Below are 23390 nucleotides of genomic sequence, written 5' to 3'. Positions count from 1 at the left end.
TGTCTCTTAGTTGATTATAAATTTGATTCCTACACCGAACTGCCCATGAAAATGTCCTGTAGAGTTACCCCAGAGGATGCGTTCCCGCCCTGTAACGAGCAATACAACACGGTCTGTCAGGTACGTTTCAATCTCTAATGTGATAGCCCCACCGTAGATGAAGGCATCCTTATGTTGGAGTGTAGAACCATCATATAAAGTCTTTTCGCCCCAGTTCGATGTTTCATAGCCTGCAAGAGCAGAAACACCCAAAGAGAGAAAAACTGTTTTGGACGGATCAGTCAGAAAGTTGTAGTAATAACCTCCTTCACCTGTGAACTGAGCTATTGGCAATCGTTTTTCCCGATAAGGATAATAGCGTTCCAGATACTCCGCTCCAAACACCCATTTGTTACCGTTCTTGGCATAAGTCGCCATTGCCACCCCAAAATAGTACCCCGCTTCATTATCGTTCTTGGACGAATAGATTCCATCCACCATGCCTCCCATTAGTTGTATACCCCTCATACCCGACAGTGAACGTTGAGCGTATGCTCCACCCGAAAAGGCGAAGCACGACACAACTATTAACATTATTATTTTTCTCATGATTATATCGTCTATGTGTTAATAAAAAAGTCTGAGACTTTTATTTCACTTTCAATTCGTTAATAACCTTTGCACGAATCAGATCGGCATTATCCAAAGTAAACCGCTGATGGCGTCCACCTTCCTGTTCATTGAGTTCAACAACCAACATTTTGTCATCGGGAATTGTGAATTTCGCCAAAGTAAAAATCATGCGTTCTGTCTGTTGTCCACCTATCAACATCAAATTATTGTAGGCACGAAGTGGCCAAATCACCTGCTCCTGGATAGCAGTCCGTTTGGCTACTTTTTTATCTACAATCTTAAATGTGATAAAGTCCACATTGAACGGTACGTTGGATGAATTTTTCAGTTGCAAATGAAAATACAATAGTCCGTTATGGGTATAAATACCTTTCAGCGTGTGCTGTATTCCGAAACGCTTCGAACCAATATGCTTTATCTCACGGTCATTGTTCTTGTGTATAGACTGCATAATTAATTTGACCAACAAGGGTGATTCTTGCCCCAATTCCTGCATATAGACCGCAAGGGCATTGTTCGGGAGGTTGACCGCTTCGCCATCGTGTAGAAAGTCTGTCATTTCAATACTCAGTTTTACAGGTTCATCTGCATATTTTACGTTGAAACTATAATATGCACCATCTTCTGTAATAACGGACAGGTTACTCTCCCGACTGAAATCCCGCAAAGCTGCTTTCACTCTCAATACATTGTCCGTGCCATCCGCTTTTGCTGCGAGAAGATCTGCCGACCCTAAATCGACATAGCGAATAGCCGATGGGAATATGACATGAACGGTTTTATTGAAAGTAACCTCCAGAGCATAAGGCGGTATCATTCTATCGAAGGTCAGCGGACGAGTAAAACTCTCGTAATAGTCACCCGTTGTCGGTTTTGTATGCACCACAATAGTATCTTGGGCTACTTCTTGTGCATGGGCTGTAAATACACTTACAGCAAGCATTAATATAAAAAATATTTGTTTCATATTCGTGATCTTAAATTTGTTAAACATTGATTTTTCAGTGGGGGTCGCAGACCCATTTATTATTCTGTTACTCTGACTTTGGTAACAGAAGTAATTTGTAATTGGCTTTGAGGGTAACTTTTACTACACTCATCTTTTTACTGATGTATTGCGAAGCCCCTTGTATCAAACCTTTGCCCATATCGGCAGCCAGCTGTGAGCCTGCATTATCCGAAATCATAATACTTGTGCCTGCCGATGATGCCAATGTAGATGCTACTTCCTTAGCCGCTTTTACTTCGTCGTTGTTGGGAACAAAAATCCCGGATTGACCATCCATATCATACACTTGCAGTTCAACCGGAATAATGTTTCCTGCATACTGAATGGAATTGATCATTACCTCCAGACGTTCTCCACCGATACGACAAGCTCCTGTTACCAAAGTGTTGGCAGGGATCAGGATGTTTCCTGCCCGCATTGGCTCTAAAAGACGAAGTTGTACTTCTTTGCCATTAGTCAGAGTCACAGTTTGGTTTACACAAGCACGAATACTGTTCTTATCCTGTATTCCCTCATTGCCTGCGGCAGTGAGAAAATTCTTATTTCGGGGCTTGCTGTACGAGGCTATAAATTCATTATTGGGCATCGGAGCAGCCAATAGAGATACAACATTGTGATGCACTTGTTTAACGGGTTTTATCTTAACCTTATCGCCTGTACGTGTCACACTTGCTTCTTCTACCTGTTGTTCTCCTGTCTGCATAGGCATATAGCGTGCTGCCATCTGGTAGGATTTCTCAAGTAAAGCGGTCTGTTCGTCCTCTTCTGCTTTTTTCGCCTCGGCTTCTTCTTGCTTTCGTTCCAATTCCTGTAGCCGCTGTTCCATAGCTGACTGCGATTGTTTGCCTGTTTCGGAAGGCTTTTCGTACCAATCGCCTAATTGCTTATTAATATCCTGATAAGCCGTTGCTGATGATTGTATTGCACGAGGTGTTGAACTTCGGGGCTGTTCTACTTGCAAAGAAGTATTGTAGGCATTGTCCTTCTGTTCATAATTGTTTTGCTCGGTATCGTTGAACATAGAAGAAAAATCCTGTAAAGACTTCATTTTCTCTCGTTCCTTTTGTCGCATCGCTTCCCGTTCGTAAGCATCCCGTTTGCCTTCCACAATGCCTTCGTCTTTGGGTACGGGTAGTTCGGCATTGAATCCCGTGAGTCCTACCGCTTGCTCTTTCCCATCATCCGACGGAGCAAAGATCAGCCACATCGCACCACTGAAGATTAGAAAGAATAGAGGCATGATCAACAACTTCTTTCGCTTCTGTCTCTCCGCCATTGAAAGCTCTTGCTTTGGCGGTTTCTGAGGTTCTTTCTTCGCTTCCGATTTATTATCCGGTACAGATGGCTGTTCTTCGGGAATAGTCTCCGTTTGTGGCGGTATTCCTTTATTCAAATCTTCCTGTTCCATTATTCTACTGATTTTAGATTGTTAATACTATCTCGCTGTTGTTCCACTTGTAGTCTCAGCGATTCGATCTGCTCTATCTGCATCTTTTCTGCCTTGTTTTTACCGAAATTGTAAATAGAAGAAAAGGTCATATAGATGGAAAGACCGCCAAAAACAAGGAACATCGCTATCACAAGGATAATCCGCCTGTCGGGGGTCAACCTGCCGAGTATTCCTCGCAGACCGTCCTCCAACCATTCATTGATGTGTTTCATTATCTTTCGTATCATAGCTTTACCTACCTTTCCGATATCCGAATATCCCGATTCTCTACAATCTCGAATTTCTCCATCGTGAAACCGTGAGGGTTATTGTCCGAGCGTACCGAGTTGATCAGATTGCAACGGGTAACCAGACTGCGTTCGGTGAGGTTACTCTCTCTAATAATCATTTGTTTGGCATAGGTTACCGCTTTGTAGGGATAGCTATCAAAGTCACAGGCAATACTATCGACCTGTACGATCTGATTGATATTCCCCGACACGATGCGGTTGTAGTACCCTTTTTCTGCCATGTCCTGATAATATTTGAAAGCCGATTTATCGACAAGGAATAATGCCCTGTTTACGTTGCTCTCGATGGCTTTTTTATCAGGTGAGAGGGTGAAAAACAATTCGTGAAAACGCTTGATATGCTCTCTTGCTTCCACAGGTCTGTTTTGTGTCATATCTTGGGACAAGGCAAGCATTAAGGACTTGCCACCGTCCAATACATAAATACGCTGGCGTTGTGCTTCGGCAAAGTTGTACGACGACCATACCGAGTAACCCGTAATGGCGGCACACATACAGACAAAGACAATCCCGAACAGGCGTATCTGTTTGAATGATGTTTCTATATTTTTTAAACTCTTGAACTCCATGTGTTCGTTTTATTTTGAATTAATAAATGATACAATGTGGCTGTCTATTTTTTCCCCATTAGACGACCGGCTACATTGCCTGCCGCAGCTCCGGCAACACCTCCTGCCATTGCAGTCCCTTTACTCGCCATTGTGTTTACTCCGCGTGTAGCACTACCGCCACCTGCCTGAATAACCCAACCCGCTACGCTCGGAATAGAGAAATATCCTATAATTCCGATGATGAAGAATATGATATATATTCCGTTACTGGCATCCGGCACATAGGACGGATCTCTTAACAGGTCTATATCCATTTGCAGCATGAGAGCCTGAATTTTGGACAGTACTGCCGAGAACAGATCGGAAATGGGGAGCCACAGATACACTGAGATATAGCGGGAAATCCAGTTGGTCAGCGTGGATTGGAAACCGTCATAAACAGAGAGGGCAAAAGCCAACGGTCCTAAGATTGACAGCACCACTAGGAAAAACGTTCGCAGGGTATCAATCGTAAGAGCTGCGGCATTGAACAGTAGTTCGAAGAAATCCCGAATCAGTTGGCGAAACCACATTTTCATATCGTACCAGGTGCGTTCGCCCCACATAGAGATCATTTCGGCAGCATCAGTAATTCCGAGATCTTTCATCTTTTGATCGTACACCTCGTCATCGACCAGCCATGCCTTTCCTTCACGCAGCCTTGCATCGTACTCCAGTTGATCTTTTTCCACTTGCAGGGCATGCACATCTGTCATTTGTGTCTCCAATACGGTATGTGTTCCTTTTACTACAGGTGACATAACAGCGTTGATTGTACCTAGTACAAAAGTCGGAAAGAACATAATGCATAGCCCGATAACAAAAGGTCTTAGCAAGGGATATACGTCTATCGGTTCTGCCCGTGCCAAGGCTTGCCATACACGGGAAGCAACATAAAACAGAGCACCAAGTCCGGCTATCCCTTTGGCAACACCTACCATATCACCACAAAGAGGCATCATATCCTGATACAGATTCCGAAGAAGCTGATGCAGGTTGTCAAAATCTATTGCAAGCAGTATCATGGTTACCAATATCTATCGGATGGATTACCATACAAGCTTTTCACTCTCGCCAAATCGCCTTTCTCCTGACTGCGGATAAAGGAAACGGAGATGCTTTTCTTGGAGAAATAGCGGACAAGATTGCGATGTTCAACCATCTTGGCATGTATCTCATCTATGATTGACATACGCTCGGCATCAGTCATCGAAAGCCCGTTAGAGATGGAAACGACATTCTTTATATCTGCAAGCAGATTGCCACTTTCGTTCAACAGCTTGGCATATCCATTTGATATCGCTTCCAGTTCACTGACACTAAAATTTCTATCGGATAACATCTTGTTGAAGTTGGTAGAATAGATATGCGATATTTCGCTGACCAATTCTACCGTTTCCTTTACTTTGCGTGCATCTTTGATCAGATTGTGTACTGATTCTAATTTGTCGTAATACTGTTTTCCCTGATCGTAGATTTTTTGCATCTCTTTGAAAGAGTTAATCACATTACTGGCTGTTGTAGCCGTTTTGGAAACAGTCAATATATTTTGTGCCAGATTGGAGGGATCAATCACCGTCCATTGTGCTTTTGCCTGATAGGTACATAGCCCCATGAGTGCCATAAGACAGAAAAGTATCTTTTTCATATTCGTTATTTTTTAATTGTTATTACCCGTTTACCGTCCGAAGCCGGAGGCAGCCCTTAGTGCCCTAATTCTCCTGGCGGACATATTCTCCGAAAGCAGAAAGATGTAATATCTCTTGCTCCCGGTCGTAAGTAATTGTGATACGCTCGTACAGTTCAATGTAATGCAGACCAAATACGTTGTAGACCGTACAATCACAGACTACCTGCGGGTTGTTGTAAGTAAGACAGAGCCGGATGCCTCCTTTCTTTCGGGAGATATTGCGATATATTCTTATCGCAGGTGCACCTTCTCTACTTACCCAACGCCCCGTAATCTCCCGCATGGAAAAATCTGTAGAAGTGGAACAAGAATCGGTTATATTACATTGACTGAACATAGCTTTTCGTTTTTTACTTGCGTTTACTTTCTGCTATTTGTTTAATAGCCAACTCAATATTACCATCCGACTCTTCAGTTTTCTGTGCAACTTCCAGCTTCTCCGTTTCTTCCGTTGTGAACGTAAAATACTCTTCCAAACTCACTTCTGTGGCATATACAGCAGACTGAACACCACCTAAACCAAACCAGACTTCCTTGTATTTTCGGTTCGGATTGTTGGACATATTGATGGATAGCACCTGGCTTTTTTCTTTTTCGGTCAGCCCCAAAAGAGCTTGGATGCTATCAAATTTGTTCATGTACTTACGCTGGTCTAGGAGAATCTTGCAGTCGGAGTTGTTGATGATGGATTCCTTAACGATAGGTGATGCAATAATATCATCCACCTCCTGAGTGACAACGATTGCTTCTCCGAAGAATTTTCGAACGGTCTTAAAAAGGTACTTAATATACTCTGCCATACCCTCTTTAGCAATCGCTTTGCCGAGTAGGTCAGCTCCCTTTCGGGAGCTTTCCCCTCTAAGAACCGTACGTGAAAGTTTCCCTTCATACGGCTCAAGCAACTTAAAATTTCTATTTACTAGAAACCAGCTCATTGTTACATCTTTTTAATTGGTCATTCTTTCTGCGACAGCTATCATGCACTAAATAATTCTGCTTTTCCGGGGTGGTTTTCTTTTCAGTAGTACCCCAAGAATCATCTATGTCAATTGGCTCTCCACATAAAGGACATATTCCTTTTTGCTTTTTCCATAGATACAGCAAGGGCTTTGTATCATTGAGATTTTTGAGCATTTTGTACTCTTTTCTCTTTTTGAAGTAAGTATCCCATTCAGGGTCAAATGGATTCGATTCGGCTTTCACTTTCACATAGCGAGTGATCTTTGTATCATACAAGCGTTTAAGGACGATCCTGTCATCTTTTCCTTTCTTCTTGAAATTCGCTACAAAGCACCAGTTTCTGTTTTTGATTCTTGTAAAATACCTGTCCGAAACCCAAGTTCTTCCTTTCTTGGGATGCCTTCTTCTTGCCCATTGCTGCAACTTTTCGTATATCAAGTAATCAGCTTTTCTGAAGGTGTCCGATGCTACACAGTTTTTGTAGTAATTTACCCAACCTACGATTACAGGATTCATTAGCCGTATAAGAGATTCTTGTTTACTGCCCTTGTTGGAATCAATAATTCCTCGGATTTTCTTCATGAATTTCTTTAGACCTTCCTTAGATGGTTTGATCAGAAGTTTACCATTATCGTATTTACGGATGTTATACCCAAGAAAATCAAAGCCTTCGCTTATGTGAGTCATCTTCGTCTTTTCTTCTGAGAGGGTAAGCCCTCTTTCTTGAAGAAACTCTACTACCAATGGTTTGATTTCTTCCAAAGCTTCTTTGGTTCTGCCTGTGATGATAAAATCGTCTGCATAACGTACCAAATGAACTTTTGGATAATAGGTTGTTGTTCTGTTTACGAACTTTTTATGATACTTCTTTGCAAGCATAACTTGCAATCCATCCAAAGTCATATTAGCCAGAGTTGGAGAAATAATCCCCCCTTGAGGTGTTCCTTCGTTTGTCGGAAACAGTTCTTTATTGAACACAAAGCCACATTTAAGCCATTTCTTTAACATCAGCTTATCCATTGGAATATTGTTGATGAGCCAGTCATGGCTGATATGGTCAAAGCATCCTTTAATATCTCCTTCCATAATCCATTCGGGAGAGGTTCTCTTTGCCAATACACAGAAACATTGTTCTCTTGCATCAGCAGTACTTCTTCCTTTACGGAATCCGTAAGAATTACTGTCTGCCGTGGTTTCAGCAACAGGCTCTAATGCCAGCAGATATAATGCTTGCATTGCTCTGTCCTTCATTGTAGGAATACCAAGAGGTCTTAATTTTCCATTACTCTTTTTAATATGTATCCGTCTTAGCGGTTGGGGAGTGTACCCTCGTCTTTTCAGATCACTGATTGCCTGAAATTTAGCATTTGGAGTTGACCATGTTGCACGATCTACTCCCGCAGTTCGACTGCCTTTATTAGATGTAACACGTTTTACAGCCAATGCTTTGGCATAAAACGAATGCGTCAGCGTCCACTGCAAAGCTTTCACTCTGCCGTATCTGCCTTCTTTCTGAGCTTTTACAATACGCGCCTGTAGCTTATCAACCGCAATTTGGCACTTGTCCCAATCAATATCGAGCCAAGTGTTCCACTGTTGGTCAGTAGATGCACACGATGTTTTAATGTCGTTCATTTGCTTTTCTTCTTTAAATAAGTTCTAAAAGTTTCTTGTAAAAAAGTCACCTTGCGGAAGTCTGCCCACTTTCGTGTGAGGCGATGTTTCAACCTCTATCCATCCCATTACAGAATGGCATTCGCTTTTTCCACATTCCTATACCCGCATCCCATTCGGCGTTCCTTACGGTCGGCTTACCTACCAATGGTAGGAGAAATACGGGCTTACCATGTTCCCTATAAGTGACAAATGAATGGGTTAGAATCCGTCTATCCGCCGGCAGTGCTTATGTTCGTGTAACCTTAGCGTGGAGAAGGTTAGCCGACTGCATCCCTTTTGGGTTAGAGCCCAGCATCATTAGCGGCTCATTCGAAGTTACGACGTTTATCAACGGTTCACATTACATTATTCATACCATTCAGCCTAGCTCCCAGAGCGTATAATGCTTACACTCGTTGTCATCCCCTCACGGTTCAGACTCCTCCTTTCGGAAGGGCTTCATTGTCAGGACAGCTCTCATACGAATTCATTACTTACTATCGCACGTGCCCTAGGCTACTGTTGACGAAACAACAGGTTCAATCAGATTATTACTCGCTAGTAATAGCTGTTGAACAATCACTCACAAGACTTACATGTCACAGCCATGCTTCTTCAATCAATATCATCTTTCTGATTCCCTGTAAGCGACGCATTTTATTGATGAAAACTTCCATAATGATAATCGTTACGATAGGAAACAATATTTTGTGATCCTTAATCGCATCTATTTCAAAGACAATGAATCGTTTAGATAGTAAATCGAGTTGTTTTTCAGAGTTCAACAGGAAATCATATTCACCACCCTTATAATAGGGTTCAAGCACATTGAGGAAGTTGGCTAAGTCAAAATCTTTCTCCCGTACCCGTTTGGCATCGAGGATAGCAGCATAGTCCAATTTGACAAACTCGTAGAAGGTATTGAACGACGGCAGAACAGATTCGTCTATTTTGATACGTTCTATATACAAGCTCACGGCATTGGAAAGAGCTACCTCTTCCGAACGTGTGGGAGGTTCATTATCCCGCTTCCATAAAGTCATTATCAGGGTTTTGATGCTTTCTCTTTTCTCGATATCAAAGACCCCATCGTCGGTATAAAATGGATTAAATGAGATGGGATTTTTTTCCGTATATGTAAAATACACTCCATCTTCTCCATTGGTACGACGGTTGATGAAATTGCAAAGTCCCTGATAGGAGTTCCCCGTATCCACAAGCACGATGTGCGTGTCGAGTAGGTCGGGGGCATTACTGCCCCTTTCCCCTCTAAGAACCGTACGTGAGAGTTTCCCCTCATACGGCTCAAGCAATTCAAAATTTCTATTATGAAACCGGCTCATTTCTTCTATTTTTAAGTAATACACTTCTGCGACAACTATCATGTACTAGAGTTCTTTTGATATGGTTTTCTATGGTTTGTTCCATGATACTCCATTCTTTCTCTCTGTTTATTAAATTCTCGCAAATTGGACAAATACGGTTTTGTTTTTCCCAGATATATAGGAGTGACCTTCTGCCTTTAAGGGTGTTGAGCATCTGATAAGTTTCTCTTTTATCAAAATATTCAGCCCACTCTGAGTCATATGGATTAGCCTCTGATCTAATCTTCACATAGGATTCTGTTTTTGTATTGGTTAGTCGCTTTAACGAGAAGTACTCACCATTCTTTTTACGACTATCACTTACTGAAAAAGTCCAGCTTCTACCATTTACCCTATGATAGTATTTATTGGCAACCCAATATTTTCCTTTAGCATTATGTCGTCTTTTCGACCACCTCCATAGTTTTCTGAAAATTTCAAAATCTGCTCTACCGAATATTTCTGATGCTATACTATATTTATAATAGTTAGCCCAACCTATAAGCATCGGGTTTAAAAGTCTTATAATTGTCTCTTGTTTCGCCATTTTATTTGTTTCAATAATATGTCGAACCTTATCCAAAAAGACTTTTACCTTTTCTTTTGATGGTCTCACAAGCATTGTTCCGTTATACTTTCTGAAGTTGAATCCAAGAAAATCAAAACCATCATCAATATGAGTAATCTTCGTTTTCTCTTCAGATAGGGTAAGTCCCCTTACTGCGAGAAACTCTTTTAATAATGGCATGATTTCAGATTCCAATACACTTCTGTCTTCGCTTGTTATGATGAAGTCATCAGCATATCGAACAAGATTGACCTTTGGGTGATATTTTTTATTCCTTTCACCTTTGATTCTTCTTGCTTTATACTTCTGTGCAAGTAGTTCTTGTAGACCATCTAAGGTCATATTAGCAAGTGTTGGAGATATGATACCACCTTGTGGCGTACCCTCGTCTGTCGGGAACAACATTTTATTAAAGACAAATCCTGCTTTTAACCATTTCTTTAGCATAACCTTATCCATTGGGATATTTTCCAGAAGCCATTCATGGCTGATATGGTCAAAACAACCTTTTATATCTCCTTCCAATATCCACTTAGGACAATAATCTTTTGCCAAATCAATAAAACATTGTTTCATAGCATCCTGCGTGCTTCTTCCTTTGCGGAAACCATACGAATGGTTATCAGCAGTTGTTTCAGCCACAGGGTCTAATGCCATGAGATATAATGCTTGCATTGCTCTGTCTTTCATTGTTGGAATTCCTAACGGGCGTAGTTTTCCATTACTCTTTTTAATATGTACTCTTCTTAATGGTTGCGGAGAATATCCCCGTCTTTTCAATTCAGTAATCGCATTTGCCTTGGCTATTGGGGTATTCAAAATTTTACCATCTACCCCAGCCGTAGCTTTTCCTTTATTAGAAGACACTCTTTTTACAGCCAATGCTTTAGCATAAAAAGAGTGAGTAAGCACCCACTGTAAGGCTTTCACCTTATTGTGTTTACTTTCCTTTTGAGCCTTTACAATACGTGCTTGTAGCTTCTTAACCTCACGTTCACACTTATTCCATTCAATGGATTCCCATGCGATTGATTTTGTTCGGTCAGTTGATGCACACGATGTTTTACTTTCGTTCATTTGCTTTTCTACTTTAAAAAGTTCTAAAAGTTTCTTGTAAAGAATTACCTTATGTAGAAGTCTGCCCACTTTCGTGTGAGGTAACGTTTAAACCTCTATCCACTTCATTACAAAGTGGCATTCGCTTTTTCTACTATCCCATATCCGCACCTCTATCAGCTTGCCTTACGGCTCACTTTCCTAAGTAAATAGGAGAAGTACGGGTTTTCCGAGTTCTGCATAAGTAACACGAACGGGTTAGGCTCTGTCTATCCACCGGCAGCTCTCATATTCGTGTAATCCCACAAGGGAGAGGATTATCCTGGCTGCGTACCTTTTGGTTCAAGCTTATCAGCATTCTTTAGCTTGTTCTTTTCGTAACGATGTTTATTGACAGTTCACATTTGTTAGCCATACCATTCAGCCTCGCCCCCAGAGCATATAATGCTTACGCTCGTTGTCTTTCCCTCACGGTTCCGACTCCTCCTTTCGGAAGGGTTACTTTCTCAGGATAGCTTCGTACAAAACAATTACTCATAATGCACGTATCCTTAGGCTACTATTGACGAAACAATAGGTTTAATCTTGTTGTTAAACAATTACTTATGCAACTTCTCGTCGCACGCCCTGTTCCCAATATTGGCGACACATATGATTGGTAAAAAAGGATTTACCACTACCTGAAGGCCCCAAGATAAACTTGTTGCGGTTCGTGATAATCCCTTGCTTCATGGGCAGGTCGGAAATATCCACATGAATGGGTTTTCCGCTTACCCGATCTGCCATCTTGATACCGAAAGGTGAAGGAGAACTCTTGTAGTTTGTTTCCTCTGTGAAGAAGCATAATGCAGGTTCTATAAATGTGTAGAAACTTTCTTCACTCGGAAAATCACCCGCATTACCCGGCATCGCAGCCCAATAGAGTGTAGCGACATCGACTGTATTGTGTCGTGGTTTACACTCCATAAGAGCTAATTGGCTACCCACATCGTTACGGATATTTTTGAGTTCTTCCGCATCGTCAGACCATGCCATCACATTGAAGTGTGCCCTGACAGAAGTAAGCCCGAAACTATGGGCTTCATTCAGGTACTTGTCGATCCACTCTTTATTGATTTGGTTTCCACGACTGTACTTCGATAAGGATTGCATATTGCGGGCAGATTTTTCAAATTGCCGCAGGTTATCTGCCGAATCGTCCAAGAAGATGTATTGATTATATACATGATCACAAGACAACAATAATCCCACAGGAGATGCAAACGACAGACGGCAATCACTACGATCGGTAGATAGCTTTTCGTATCGCATATCTGTTCCGACTGTTCCGGGCAAGTCTTCCACATCCGAAATGGTATGCAAGCATACTGTTTTATCTCCGATACGTAAGCCATCTGTTCCCAACTCCAAGTCTTTTAAACAAGTCGTATCTTCGAGGGACAGGGCAAAGTATTTTTCAATCAGCCCCGCTTCTTTTTCCGTTCCTGTTATCTCGTCTGAAGCAATACGCGTCAGCGTAATAAATCCCGAATCATTCAAAATTCGCTCAAACTGCCCGACTGCCTCCATAAATCGCAATGCTGTTTCTTTATTGACCTCTTTGGGGATGATGTTTCCTCGACAGAGCGATGAAAAATTACTTTGCATCCGCATTCTATCTTTGGTCGTTTTGGTCAAAAACAAAAAGCAAGTATGGTTCAGAAAAGGACGTTCGTTGAAGTGACGTTCGAATGAGCGGGATAGAAAACTCATATCCTCTTTATCGGTAGCAGGCTTGTAGTTCTCTTTGACGAACCAATCTTGCTTATGGATAATTGAGTAATTGGGCAAAACCTTAATGGCTTTCGTCCAAGCCGAATGTATGGCTTCGTATTCGGTATTTGTTACAGTGAACAGTTCCGGCAGATCCACACGGTAGGCTATCGTTATATCCGCATCTTTGCTGATAATGCAGTCGCGTTCAACCGAAAGCAAAGGAAATTTACTTTCGATGGTAGCTGCTTTTAGTGTATTACGCATTCCATACCTCCTTCTTTTTACGGTATTGAAACAAGCGACGAGAGTTTCTGCGGTTGATCAGAAAACGGGGATGTTGCCGTTTGGCGAGCAACTTCATGAGCCCATGTTCTCCATATTTTGTATTCAGGTTAAAAGTCAGCCATACCAGTACAGAAGCAGTAATAATACCGAAACCGATACATATCCACTGATCTACTCCTGCCATATACATAACTACAAATACGATGAATACAGCCAGTAGACCACCTGCGAAGATGAAAAGATATTGTGCTTTCAAACCCTTAAATTCCACGCTCTTGCCAATGCCCTTGTTAATATTATACTCCATTCCGTATCGTTTTTGAAATGGATTAAAGGAAGAAAGAGCGTAGAATAGTGGCGGCTACGATAAGGAAAATACACGCACCGAACCACGAAGCAGCAGTTTTAGAGGTGTCCGGATCACCTGATGAGAATTTGTTATAGACTTTTATACCTCCGATCAGACCGACAACGGCTCCAATGGCATAGATGAGTTTTGTTCCCGGATCGAAATACGATGTTACCATATTGGTAGCTTCGGTAATACCTCCGATACCGTTACCTTGTGCGAATACAGATGATACAGCAACCATGATGAAGGCTGCTGACAAAAGAAATTTTTTCTTTGTCATACGTTTTTTGATTAATAGTACAGGGGGTGGAATAGTCCCCTGTACTGAATGAATAATGTTGTTTAACTTTGATTTTTTAGTGGGGGTCGCAGACCCTTTTGTTTGGCTGACGCACATTCACGCTAACCATAATCTCGCTCTTTCATATTTTTACTTTTTTTGTTTTACATATTGCGTACATTAAAATCAGTCGGAGCTTTGACGATCGGCTCCACTATTTCTTCTGCTTCTCTTTGTTTACGTTGGAAGGCTGAGAAGTAATCGTCCATAAGCGACGAAACGATCACTTTCTTTTTGGGCTTACCCGATACAACCTGTTCAAACATATCCGTCTTGCGTATCTCGACCAATACCCGTCCGGCTTCTTCTTTTTCTTCGGATGTTGCATTGTCGGGTGTCTCCACCGTTCGCATCATACTCGCCAAATTATTGAAGTCAAGCCCCGATGCCATTGAAACCCCGGCTCTCCCTTCAGTATCTTCTTCTGTTTCCTCTTCGTCTATTTCTTCTGAATCATTGTCAGGCTCAAATTCGGGGGGAGTGTTCTCAATCTCTAAATTGATCTCATTTGAATCTTTGTCTGATAAATCATCATTCGAAAAGACTTCATCGAGTTTATCCAAAGGGATTGTCGCCGAGGTTCTTCTTTCTTCTTCCTCGACAAATATAGAAGCATTTTCTTTCTCTTTTTCGTTATTAATCAGAGTGGTAGCTTCTGTCCGGGATTGTCTAAGGTCAAATTTGCTTTTGCCGATAATATCCTCCTTTGGTGCTGCACGAAACAGATTGAAAGCAGGCTTTTTCGATGCATTCTTTTTCCGTTTGAGTATCCGCTCTCGAAGCAAGTAGAAAACGACAAACAATATGTACAGTAGGATCGCTGAAATAATGTATTCTTTCATGACTAAAATATATCCGTGTTCTTTTTACGATATAGTTCAGTAATCTCGTTTTGGTAGGTATCAAAATGATGCTCCAATACATTGTTTAGATAATCGAACAAGGTATAATCGTTCTCACCGATAACTTGTACAATCTTCATAATACGTTCGTGGAACTCTTTTCGGATGTAAACAGTCTTCCCACTACGGCTTTTTATTTCCGTTTTTTGGAAAAAACAAGCTTCATATTGTTCAACTGTTGTTGGGACAGCCACATTAGCAGTCTTACAAAGAATCGTTTTGCGATTAATTTTTCTCTTTTTCATATTTTTATTTTTTGATTTATATCAGATCGCCACGCTCCTGACGATATAATTGGTTGATTTCTTCTTTATTCTGATTGAGATGCTCCTCCAGCACAGTATCTATATAGCCACCAAGTGTTACTTCATTTCCCGATTCAACTAATGTCCGGACCAATCTTACAATAAGTGAATGAATACGATGACTGATATAAACACACTGCCTAGTTTTGATTTCGTTGCGTTTCAGAAATGTTTCTTTAAAGCCTGCCGATTGTTGCCCCCGTTTACGACGAGAGACTGATTCTCTTACCTCTGGCGGTGGATGGTTCGCAATATCTTCTTGTTCGGACAGAACCTTCTCTTCCGATATTGGCTCTGATTCCGATGGGGGCAGAATATCTCGGTTGTCGGGCTTGATTTGCCCGATGATAAAATCGGCATCAAACGTCGATGTATCTACTTTTTTAGCCATCGCACATTATTTTAGCAACTCCAACATTTCATTACTAAGAGTATCTATATTGCTGCCCTTGACCAGTGATTTATCTGCAGGAAATAAGGTTGAACGGAACAAAGCTTTGTGGTTGACAGATTGCTCCTTTCGGAAACGCTTACTGTCGGGGATAAAGGTCTGGAGCACAGAAAATCCTAATTCATTAATTACTCCCTCATAGACCTCATACAATTCAGATTTTTCTCGACCATCCACCATATTCCAGAGTAAATGCATGGCTTTAATATTCGACTTGCCGGAGTTGAGAATATTATCTCTTACCGCTATCATATAATTAAGGGTACTCTCCATCACCACACGGTCAGCAGCGATAGGTGCAATAATATAATCCATGCTGGCAAGAGCCAAAACTAGATCGCGATTATTCATCGTTCCGGGTAAATCGAAGAACACAAAATCATATTCAGCGTTTTCACAAAGGGTATCGGCATCATTCAATGCCTTTTCTGTACTACTCTCGATTACGGGATATGCTTTCTTTTGATCCAAACGGATAAACTGTTCGTACAACATCCCTTTGTAGTATTCGTCATTTTCGCACATCTTAAAATCCCGTTCTCGCATTTGAGATATTGAGTGTTGCGGATAGTCACAATCTATCACTGCCACATTGTAGCCTTTTACATAATGGAGATAAGAAGCTATCAGAACAGTAAGAGTTGTTTTTCCTGCTCCTCCTTTTTGTGTACTGAATGCAACATACTTCACTTCATTTTTACTTTCATCCTTTTTCATAACATCATTTGTTTTAGTTTTTAAATATTTATTTGTTCGTATCTCTACTGCGAAACATCTTTAATTCATTATTTTTTTATGGTTCCAGATAAATGCTGCTTCATTGTGATACATTTTTGATTTATTGCTTTTGTTTTTCTTTCAATATTTCCTTTTTCAATTTTCTTCTTTTTTGAAAAACTACGACACTACTTCTGTACGACATCACTGTTTTAAGACTGTACGAAATCGACTTCTAGACTTCTCGTTTATTTTAGAATTTATCTAAGAAAATATTTACAAAAACAGATATTCAATAATCTTCTGACAGCAAATAAAATCTATATTTCTCATACTTGCAGTATGTTTTTGAGAGGTGGCGGCTTGTGTCCGGGATTGTCTATACTTATTGATTTTCAGTTGATTATTTTAGATTATAACTTTACTGCATGAAACGTTATGGGGTATTCATGTCTCTTTTAAATAGAGTTCCGACACTCATAAATTGCCTGACAGGAATCAGGCTTATATCCCGAATTTTTCGGGATAGGATGATGCCCTCTATGGGCAAAAAGTATTTGCATTTGGGCAAATAGCAAGGTATGTTGAGTGCATCGCAAAATGAATTTTGCAGCACACAACCCTTGCTCTTCCAGAGGGGTATTTTCCTCTCCGAAGTCGGGAAAAATAAAGACGGCATGGACCGTCCATAGCGTTCATAAACCACTCAAAAAAATCAATGTTATGAACGAAGAAAAAAGGAATCCCCAAAATCGGGGAAAAGGAGGTAGACCCCCGAAGAACGACCCGGCAAAGCATCGGCTGACAGTGAACCTGACAGATGAACAACACGCCGGATTCCTTGCCCTGTACGAGCAGTCAGGCGTACAATCCTTGTCCGGGTTTATCGCTGCCCGCATCTTTGGGGATGAATTTCGTGTAGTGAAAACCGATGCCTCGGCAGTAGAATTTATTGCAAAGCTCACTGCTTTACACTCACAAATACGAAGTATTGGAGTCAATTACAATCAAGTTGTAAAGGAGTTACATTCCAATTTTGGAGAGAAAAAAGCCTTGGCATTACTCTATAAATTGGAAAATGCGACCATTGAACTGGCTGGAATCGGGCACGAAGTGTTACAGTTGTGCGAACAATTTAAGGCTAAACATCTTTAAAAATGGTTGCCAAATTTAGCCACGGAAGCAGTTTATATGGTGCACTTACCTACAATCAAAAGAAGGTAGACGAAGGTTTAGGTAAAGTTTTGGCTACTAATTTACTCATCGAACCTACCAATGGAGTCTTCAATGTATCCGATTGTATGCAAGATTTTGAACGATTTATGCCTTCACATATCCGGACATCGAAACCTGTTATCCACATTTCGTTGAACCCACATCCGGACGATAAACTGACCGATAATCAGCTTGCCGACATCGGGCGTGAGTATATGGAACGGTTCGGATATGGCGGACAACCCTACATGATTTTCAAACATGAGGACATTGGCAGGGAACATATACACGTGCGCCCATAAGGGTATATAATAAATGTATTGGTAGCGCGATACCAGACACGAGTTTACAAGTCTGTCATCAACCGGCTTATCTGGCGGGGAAACCCAAAGGGGAGTGTAGCATGCCGGCAAATCCATAAGTCAACTAATCGTCATGTTGCGACTGAATGGGAAGATGAAATGATAAGTATGAGGATAAAATCCGTATTGATTAAACGATAGCCTGAGCGGACAAATGCGGGTCTATGACGAAAGACGGTTACTGGCGTCATATTGTGATACTCCGTTATCATGTGGACATAGTGGAAGCGTAAACTAATCACAACGCAATTGCAGTAAGCAATAAAAGGTGGATGTCGTATCCGACAACTTATCGAGCTATAGTTATTATATGTCTAAATGGGGATTGCCTAACCCAAAATGCCAGTTGTAAGGCTATAAGGTTTCAGACCTTTGAATATTTGGCATGGCAACGGAGTCTCCGTAGTAGTCCGAGCAAGGGAAAGCCTTGTACATGGCAAAGGGAGACAGCTAATATTTTTTAATACAATTAACGGAAAATGTGTGAGACATTATGAGAGATCCAGAAAGAGTATTAAACAGTCTGGCGAAGCAAAGTAAAATCGCAATGTATAGATTTGAAAGGCTATATCGGATTCTGTTCAATAAGGAAATATATTATGTTGCCTACCAAAAGCTATATGCAAAGGAAGGTAACATGACTCCTGGTGTTGATGGCAAAACTATTGACGAGATGAGTATATCCCGTATTGAACAATTGATTGAATTGCTCAAAAGTGAGCAGTATCAGCCTGTATCATCAAAACGGATTTATATTCCGAAGAAAAACGGAACAAAACGCCCTTTGGGGATACCTTCTTTTGATGATAAACTGGTGCAGGAAGTCATTCGTATGATTTTGGAGGCAATCTATGAAGGCAGCTTTGAGAGTTGTTCTCATGGATTCAGACCAAACAGAGGATGCCATACAGCACTATCCCGTATCAAGGATACTTTCACTGGTTCCAAATGGTTTGTTGAAGGAGATATAAAAGGATTCTTTGATAATATCGATCATGATATTTTGATAAGAATACTTGAAGAAAGAATTTCTGACAACAGATTCATTCGGTTAATCAGAAAGTTTCTGAATGCGGGATACATCGAGGAATGGATATTTCACAGAACATACAGCGGAACACCACAGGGTGGAATTATCAGCCCAATATTGGCTAATATCTATCTTGATAAGTTCGACAAGTATATGAATGAATATATCCAAAACTTTAATGAAGGCAAAAAACGCAAACCCGATACAGTTTATTCAAAATATGCACTGAGAAAAATCAGAGCCGAGCGAAAACTTAAAACTGAAACAGATGAAAAGAAACGGGAGTTCTATCTGAATCGCATCAATGAATGCTGTAAAGCCCGTAATAACCACCCAAGTTTGGATGAAATGGATAGTAGTTACAGAAGATTGAAATATACCCGGTATGCAGATGACTTTTTGATTGGGATAATCGGAAGTAAGGCAGATTGTGTGAAAGTCAAGAAAGATATCAAAGATTTTCTTGAAGAAAAACTCAAACTTGAATTATCCGATGAGAAAACATTGATAACCAACACAAAGAAGAATGCAAAATTCCTCGGATATGAAATCGGAATCTACAAAACAGATCAAACAAAACGGATTGGTAAGGGTACCGCTCAAAGATATTACAGGTCAAAAGTCTTTTTAAAACTATCTATGGATACAATGAAAAAGAAACTCTTCGAATATGACGCTATTAAACTGACTTATCATAATGGGAAAGAGAGATGGCATCCCAAGGCAAGACCTTGTATGAAGAACAATGATGACTTAGAAATACTCTGCCAGTACAACGGTGAAATACGAGGCTTTTACAACTATTATTCATTGGCGAATAACAGCTATACTATTGATTCTTTTTATAATATCATGGAATACAGTATGTACAAAACCTATGCTTGCAAATATAAATCATCAGTTCGTAAGATTCTTCGAAAATACAGTAAAAACGGAGAATTTGGGATTGATTATATGAAAAAGAATGGGAAAGCAGTACGATGCGAATTTTATCATGACGGTTTTAAGCGGAAGCCTTTAAGTAGAATTAAGTTCAATGATGATCAACCGCTTATTAAAATCACAAGAACGAGCCTAATCGATAGGATAAAAGCTAATAAATGTGAGATATGCGGAACAGAATCGGTATTGTCGATGCATCATGTGAAAAAGCTCAAAGATCTACAAGGAAAAAAGATCTGGGAAAAACACATGATTGCCCGCAGGCGAAAAACCATTGCGGTGTGCCACGATTGTCATTGGAAGATTCATACAGGGAGGTTAGACTGATAATATTAGTGGAGAGCCGGATACGTCGAAAGGTGTAAGTCCGGTTCGGGGGCGAGTACTTGGAAACCTAGCATAGAAATATGTAAAGGCGCTGGGTACTTAGCCTACATTGTTTCGACCCGTGTATGCACCGATGGTTCGATAATCAGCGACAGCAAAAATTACGAACGCAGCAGAAAGATTACAGACCTTTTGGAGCAAAAATACGGTCTGCACTCCAAAGAGAAAAATCAAGGCGAGGCATGGCAACTTACTCCAATAGACGTTAGCCAGGGGAACTTAAAGAAACAGGTGGCAAACGTCATCAAACCGCTCTCGGAGATGTATTGCTTTCAGACTTTAGGAGAATATCGTGCTTTACTCTCCATCTATAATATAGGAGTGGAGGAAATCAAAGGAGAAAATAAGGGCAGGGTGTATCGGGGATTGGTTTATTCAGCGTTGAATAATGAAGGTAAGCGTGTCGGAGCTCCTTTGAAATCCTCCCTATTCGGTAAAGATCTTGGTTTAGATAGATTAGAAAAACGATTTGACAAGTCAAAAGAAACAATCAAAGCCACAGGCATAACCAAACAAACCCGTGCTAATGTTTCTGCGTCCTTTGCAAATACCCGTACAGAGAGCGAGTTTCGAGCGGCTTTGCGGGAAAAAGGTATTGATCTTGTATTACGTCGCAACGATGAAGGACGCATCTACGGGGCTACATTTATCGACCATAACCAACGGGCGGTTCTTAATGGTTCTCGTTTAGGTAAAGAGTTTTCGGCGAATGTTCTTAACGAACGCTTTGTGGATAATCCACCTCGCGGATATATACAAGCTCCAGTACCGAAACATTCCGATAATCAGCACACAACGACCAATCTGCAACTACAATCTGCACCTTCCGAAACGAATGAAGCGGTAGGGAGCTTATTCTCTGTCTTTACTCCCGAAGTTGCGGGAACAGACAACAAACAGCCGACCTTGAAGCGTAAGAAAAAGAAGAAACGCAGGTACGGGAGGCAACAGTAAATTTAGAATTCTAACAATTTAAAAATAATGATTATGTCACAAGAAGATGATTTGAGAGGACTTGCTAAAGTCATGGAGTTTATGAGGGCGATCAGTATTTTATTCGTTCTAATGAATATTTATTGGTTCTGCTATCAGGCAATACACGAGTGGGGAATCAATATAGGAGTGGTAGATAAAATTCTAATGAATTTTAATCGTACCGCAGGATTATTCAATTCAATCCTGTGGACGAAAATATTTTCTGTGATTTTTCTTGCTCTTTCCTGTCTGGGAACAAAGGGTGTAAAGGAAGAAAAAATCACATGGAATCATATCTACGTATGTCTTGTATTGGGATTTGTGTTCTTCTTTTTGAACTGGTGGCTTCTTTATCTGCCACTTCCTAAAATAGCTAATGCAGGTTTTTACATTTTTACTATTTCTGTTGGTTATATTTTATTATTGATGGCAGGTACATGGATGAGCCGTTTACTTAAAAATAATTTGATGGATGATCCATTCAATTACGAAAACGAATCCTTTATGCAGGAAACCAAGCTGATGGTGAATGATTATTCGATAAATCTGCCAACGAAATTCTGGTACAAAAAGAAGCAATGGAAAGGATGGATAAATGTAGTGAATCCGTTTCGGGCAGCTATTGTATTAGGTACTCCGGGTTCAGGTAAGAGTTATGCCGTTGTAAACCAATTCATAAAACAGCAGATTGAGAAAGGTTATACAGGTTATATTTACGATTTTAAGTTTCCAGACCTTTCTACTATTGCCTATAACCACTTGTTAAACAATAGAGAAGGTTACGAGAAAGTACCTACTTTTTATGTGATAAATTTTGATGATCCTTCCCGTTCACATCGTTGCAATCCGATTAACCCTTCTTTTATGGATGACATCTCGGATGCTTATGAGAGTGCATACACGATAATGTTAAATTTGAATCGGACGTGGGTGCAAAAACAAGGAGACTTCTTTGTGGAATCTCCAATTATCCTATTCGCTGCAATTATCTGGTACTTGCGAATTTATAAGGACGGAAGGTATTGTACATTTCCTCATGCCATAGAATTTTTGAATAAAAGCTATGAAGATATTTTTCCGATTTTGACTTCATATCCCGACCTTGAGAATTACCTTTCTCCTTTCATGGATGCGTGGAAATCCGGTGCTGCGGATCAGTTGCAAGGGCAGATAGCTTCGGCGAAAATTCCGCTTTCGAGGATGATTTCGCCACAGCTTTATTGGGTAATGTCGGGCGATGAATTTACCCTTGATATTAACAACCCGGACGACCCGAAGATGTTGGTGGTAGGCAATAACCCCGATAGGCAAAATATTTATGGTGCGGCACTCGGATTGTATAATTCCCGTATCGTGAAGTTGATTAACAAAAAGGGGCAGCTTAAATCTTCGGTTATCATTGATGAGCTACCTACGATTTACTTCAAGGGGTTAGATAATCTGATAGCGACAGCACGAAGCAACAAGGTTGCCGTATTGCTCGGCTTTCAGGACTTTTCGCAATTGAAACGTGATTATGGGGACAAGGAAGCAGCAGTGGTAATGAATACAGTCGGGAATATATTTTCGGGTCAGGTGGTCGGAGATACGGCAAAAACATTGTCAGAGCGTTTTGGAAAAGTGTTGCAGAAACGCAAGTCTATGACCATTAACCGCAACGATAAATCGACATCCATTTCTACGCAATTGGATAGTTTGATTCCTGCGTCGAAAATAAGTAACTTAACACAGGGTATGTTTGTGGGAGCGATAGCAGATAACTTTGATGAGCGAATAGAACAAAAGATTTTTCATAGTGAAATCGTTGTCGATAATGAGCGGGTAGCCGCTGAAACGAAAGCGTACAAGAAAATACCCGTTATCACCAACTTTATAGATGAGGACGGTGTAAACCGTATAAAAGAAATGATTAAGGAGAATTACGACCGCATTAAAGCAGAAGCCAAACAGATTGTGGTTGATGAGTTGGAGCGTATTCGTAATGATGAAAATTTGAGGCATTTGTTACCGAAAGAGGAATAACACACTCTTCAGATTATTTGCGGGTATCTACCTTATATGTTGATAAATAATATATTATTTTTAAGGATATGCCCGTAATTTTACGACCTTTGTAGCAAATCGCTA

General features: G+C 40.7%; 21 protein-coding genes and 3 pseudogenes. 5 read left to right on the top strand and 19 right to left on the bottom strand.

What is annotated here, in order from left to right; genetic code table 11:
• Window positions 1–6 precede the first annotated feature (6 nt).
• The 19 genes and pseudogenes from QZL88_RS11910 to QZL88_RS11820 all read right to left on the bottom strand — a co-directional run bounded on the left by QZL88_RS11910 (window position 7) and on the right by QZL88_RS11820 (window position 16352).
• On the bottom strand, window positions 7–588 hold the full coding sequence (locus tag QZL88_RS11910) for a conjugal transfer protein TraO (protein ID WP_291027166.1): 582 nt from the start codon (window positions 586–588) through the stop codon (window positions 7–9).
• Window positions 589–628: 40 nt separating this feature from the next.
• Window positions 629–1579 carry a conjugative transposon protein TraN gene (gene traN / locus QZL88_RS11905; RefSeq protein WP_296941405.1) on the bottom strand — a complete coding sequence of 317 codons (951 nt, stop codon included), beginning with the start codon at window positions 1577–1579 and terminating at the stop codon, window positions 629–631.
• 67 nt (window positions 1580–1646) lie between these two features.
• Window positions 1647–3029, bottom strand: coding sequence for a conjugative transposon protein TraM (gene traM, locus QZL88_RS11900; RefSeq protein ID WP_296941403.1), 1383 nt, complete (start codon window positions 3027–3029; stop codon window positions 1647–1649).
• Window positions 3029–3298 (bottom strand): TraL conjugative transposon family protein, encoded by a 270-nt coding sequence (locus tag QZL88_RS11895; protein ID WP_296941401.1) that lies wholly within the window; start codon window positions 3296–3298, stop codon window positions 3029–3031. Before QZL88_RS11895 ends, traM begins: the two co-directional genes overlap by 1 nt.
• A gap of 8 nt (window positions 3299–3306) precedes the next feature.
• Window positions 3307–3930, bottom strand: a complete 624-nt coding sequence (traK, locus tag QZL88_RS11890; protein WP_296941400.1) for a conjugative transposon protein TraK — start codon at window positions 3928–3930, stop codon at window positions 3307–3309.
• 44 nt (window positions 3931–3974) lie between these two features.
• A complete protein-coding gene (gene traJ, locus QZL88_RS11885) occupies window positions 3975–4976 on the bottom strand; it encodes a conjugative transposon protein TraJ (RefSeq protein ID WP_291026519.1) in 1002 nt (333 codons plus the stop codon).
• A gap of 2 nt (window positions 4977–4978) precedes the next feature.
• Window positions 4979–5599, bottom strand: a complete 621-nt coding sequence (locus QZL88_RS11880; RefSeq protein ID WP_291026517.1) for a DUF4141 domain-containing protein — start codon at window positions 5597–5599, stop codon at window positions 4979–4981.
• Window positions 5600–5663: 64 nt separating this feature from the next.
• A complete protein-coding gene (locus QZL88_RS11875) occupies window positions 5664–5978 on the bottom strand; it encodes a DUF3876 domain-containing protein (RefSeq protein ID WP_291026515.1) in 315 nt (104 codons plus the stop codon).
• A 13-nt stretch (window positions 5979–5991) separates the two neighbouring features.
• Entirely contained in the window at window positions 5992–6576 is a 585-nt protein-coding gene (locus QZL88_RS11870) for a TraG family conjugative transposon ATPase (RefSeq protein WP_296941396.1), read from the bottom strand.
• Window positions 6554–8236, bottom strand: coding sequence for a group II intron reverse transcriptase/maturase (gene ltrA, locus QZL88_RS11865; protein WP_296937715.1), 1683 nt, complete (start codon window positions 8234–8236; stop codon window positions 6554–6556). The genes QZL88_RS11870 and ltrA (QZL88_RS11865) overlap by 23 nt, the downstream gene beginning before the upstream one ends.
• Window positions 8237–8862: 626 nt before the next feature.
• Window positions 8863–9489, bottom strand: a pseudogene (locus QZL88_RS11860) (TraG family conjugative transposon ATPase); the annotation flags it as partial.
• Between the two features lie 94 nt (window positions 9490–9583).
• Window positions 9584–11266 carry a group II intron reverse transcriptase/maturase gene (gene ltrA / locus QZL88_RS11855; RefSeq protein ID WP_296937713.1) on the bottom strand — a complete coding sequence of 561 codons (1683 nt, stop codon included), beginning with the start codon at window positions 11264–11266 and terminating at the stop codon, window positions 9584–9586.
• Between the two features lie 603 nt (window positions 11267–11869).
• A pseudogene (locus tag QZL88_RS11850) lies at window positions 11870–13264 on the bottom strand (TraG family conjugative transposon ATPase); the annotation flags it as partial.
• The gene (locus QZL88_RS11845) at window positions 13257–13592 is read right to left on the bottom strand and encodes a DUF4133 domain-containing protein (protein ID WP_291029978.1); all 336 of its coding nucleotides are present in this window, start codon (window positions 13590–13592) and stop codon (window positions 13257–13259) included. The gene QZL88_RS11845 and the pseudogene QZL88_RS11850, both read right to left, overlap by 8 nt.
• 22 nt (window positions 13593–13614) lie before the next feature.
• The gene (locus tag QZL88_RS11840) at window positions 13615–13917 is read right to left on the bottom strand and encodes a DUF4134 domain-containing protein (protein WP_006844193.1); all 303 of its coding nucleotides are present in this window, start codon (window positions 13915–13917) and stop codon (window positions 13615–13617) included.
• A gap of 164 nt (window positions 13918–14081) precedes the next feature.
• The gene (locus tag QZL88_RS11835) at window positions 14082–14819 is read right to left on the bottom strand and encodes a hypothetical protein (protein WP_296941394.1); all 738 of its coding nucleotides are present in this window, start codon (window positions 14817–14819) and stop codon (window positions 14082–14084) included.
• Between the two features lie 2 nt (window positions 14820–14821).
• Window positions 14822–15124 (bottom strand): DUF3408 domain-containing protein, encoded by a 303-nt coding sequence (locus QZL88_RS11830; protein WP_291029974.1) that lies wholly within the window; start codon window positions 15122–15124, stop codon window positions 14822–14824.
• A 16-nt stretch (window positions 15125–15140) separates the two neighbouring features.
• Window positions 15141–15575, bottom strand: a complete 435-nt coding sequence (locus tag QZL88_RS11825) for a DUF3408 domain-containing protein (RefSeq protein WP_296941391.1) — start codon at window positions 15573–15575, stop codon at window positions 15141–15143.
• A gap of 6 nt (window positions 15576–15581) precedes the next feature.
• Window positions 15582–16352: an AAA family ATPase gene (locus tag QZL88_RS11820; protein WP_291029970.1), complete on the bottom strand. Its 771-nt coding sequence runs from the start codon at window positions 16350–16352 to the stop codon at window positions 15582–15584.
• Between the two features lie 723 nt (window positions 16353–17075).
• Between QZL88_RS11820 and mobA the strand changes: the two genes are divergently transcribed.
• The 5 genes and pseudogenes from mobA (at window position 17076) to mobC (ending at window position 23285) form a co-directional block, all read left to right on the top strand.
• A complete protein-coding gene (gene mobA / locus QZL88_RS11815) occupies window positions 17076–17507 on the top strand; it encodes a conjugal transfer protein MobA (RefSeq protein ID WP_296941389.1) in 432 nt (143 codons plus the stop codon).
• Window positions 17508–17509: 2 nt separating this feature from the next.
• Window positions 17510–17857: pseudogene (locus QZL88_RS11810) on the top strand (relaxase/mobilization nuclease domain-containing protein); the annotation flags it as partial.
• A gap of 565 nt (window positions 17858–18422) precedes the next feature.
• Window positions 18423–20228, top strand: a complete 1806-nt coding sequence (locus tag QZL88_RS11805) for a reverse transcriptase/maturase family protein (protein WP_296941388.1) — start codon at window positions 18423–18425, stop codon at window positions 20226–20228.
• A gap of 192 nt (window positions 20229–20420) precedes the next feature.
• Window positions 20421–21242: a hypothetical protein gene (locus QZL88_RS11800; RefSeq protein WP_296941386.1), complete on the top strand. Its 822-nt coding sequence runs from the start codon at window positions 20421–20423 to the stop codon at window positions 21240–21242.
• A gap of 33 nt (window positions 21243–21275) precedes the next feature.
• Window positions 21276–23285: a conjugal transfer protein MobC gene (gene mobC, locus QZL88_RS11795; RefSeq protein WP_296941384.1), complete on the top strand. Its 2010-nt coding sequence runs from the start codon at window positions 21276–21278 to the stop codon at window positions 23283–23285.
• Window positions 23286–23390: the final 105 nt, after the last annotated feature.

The sequence above is a fragment of the uncultured Dysgonomonas sp. genome (assembly GCF_900079725.1).
Taxonomy (GTDB): domain Bacteria; phylum Bacteroidota; class Bacteroidia; order Bacteroidales; family Dysgonomonadaceae; genus Dysgonomonas.
This window is presented reverse-complemented; position numbering and strand designations above follow the sequence as displayed.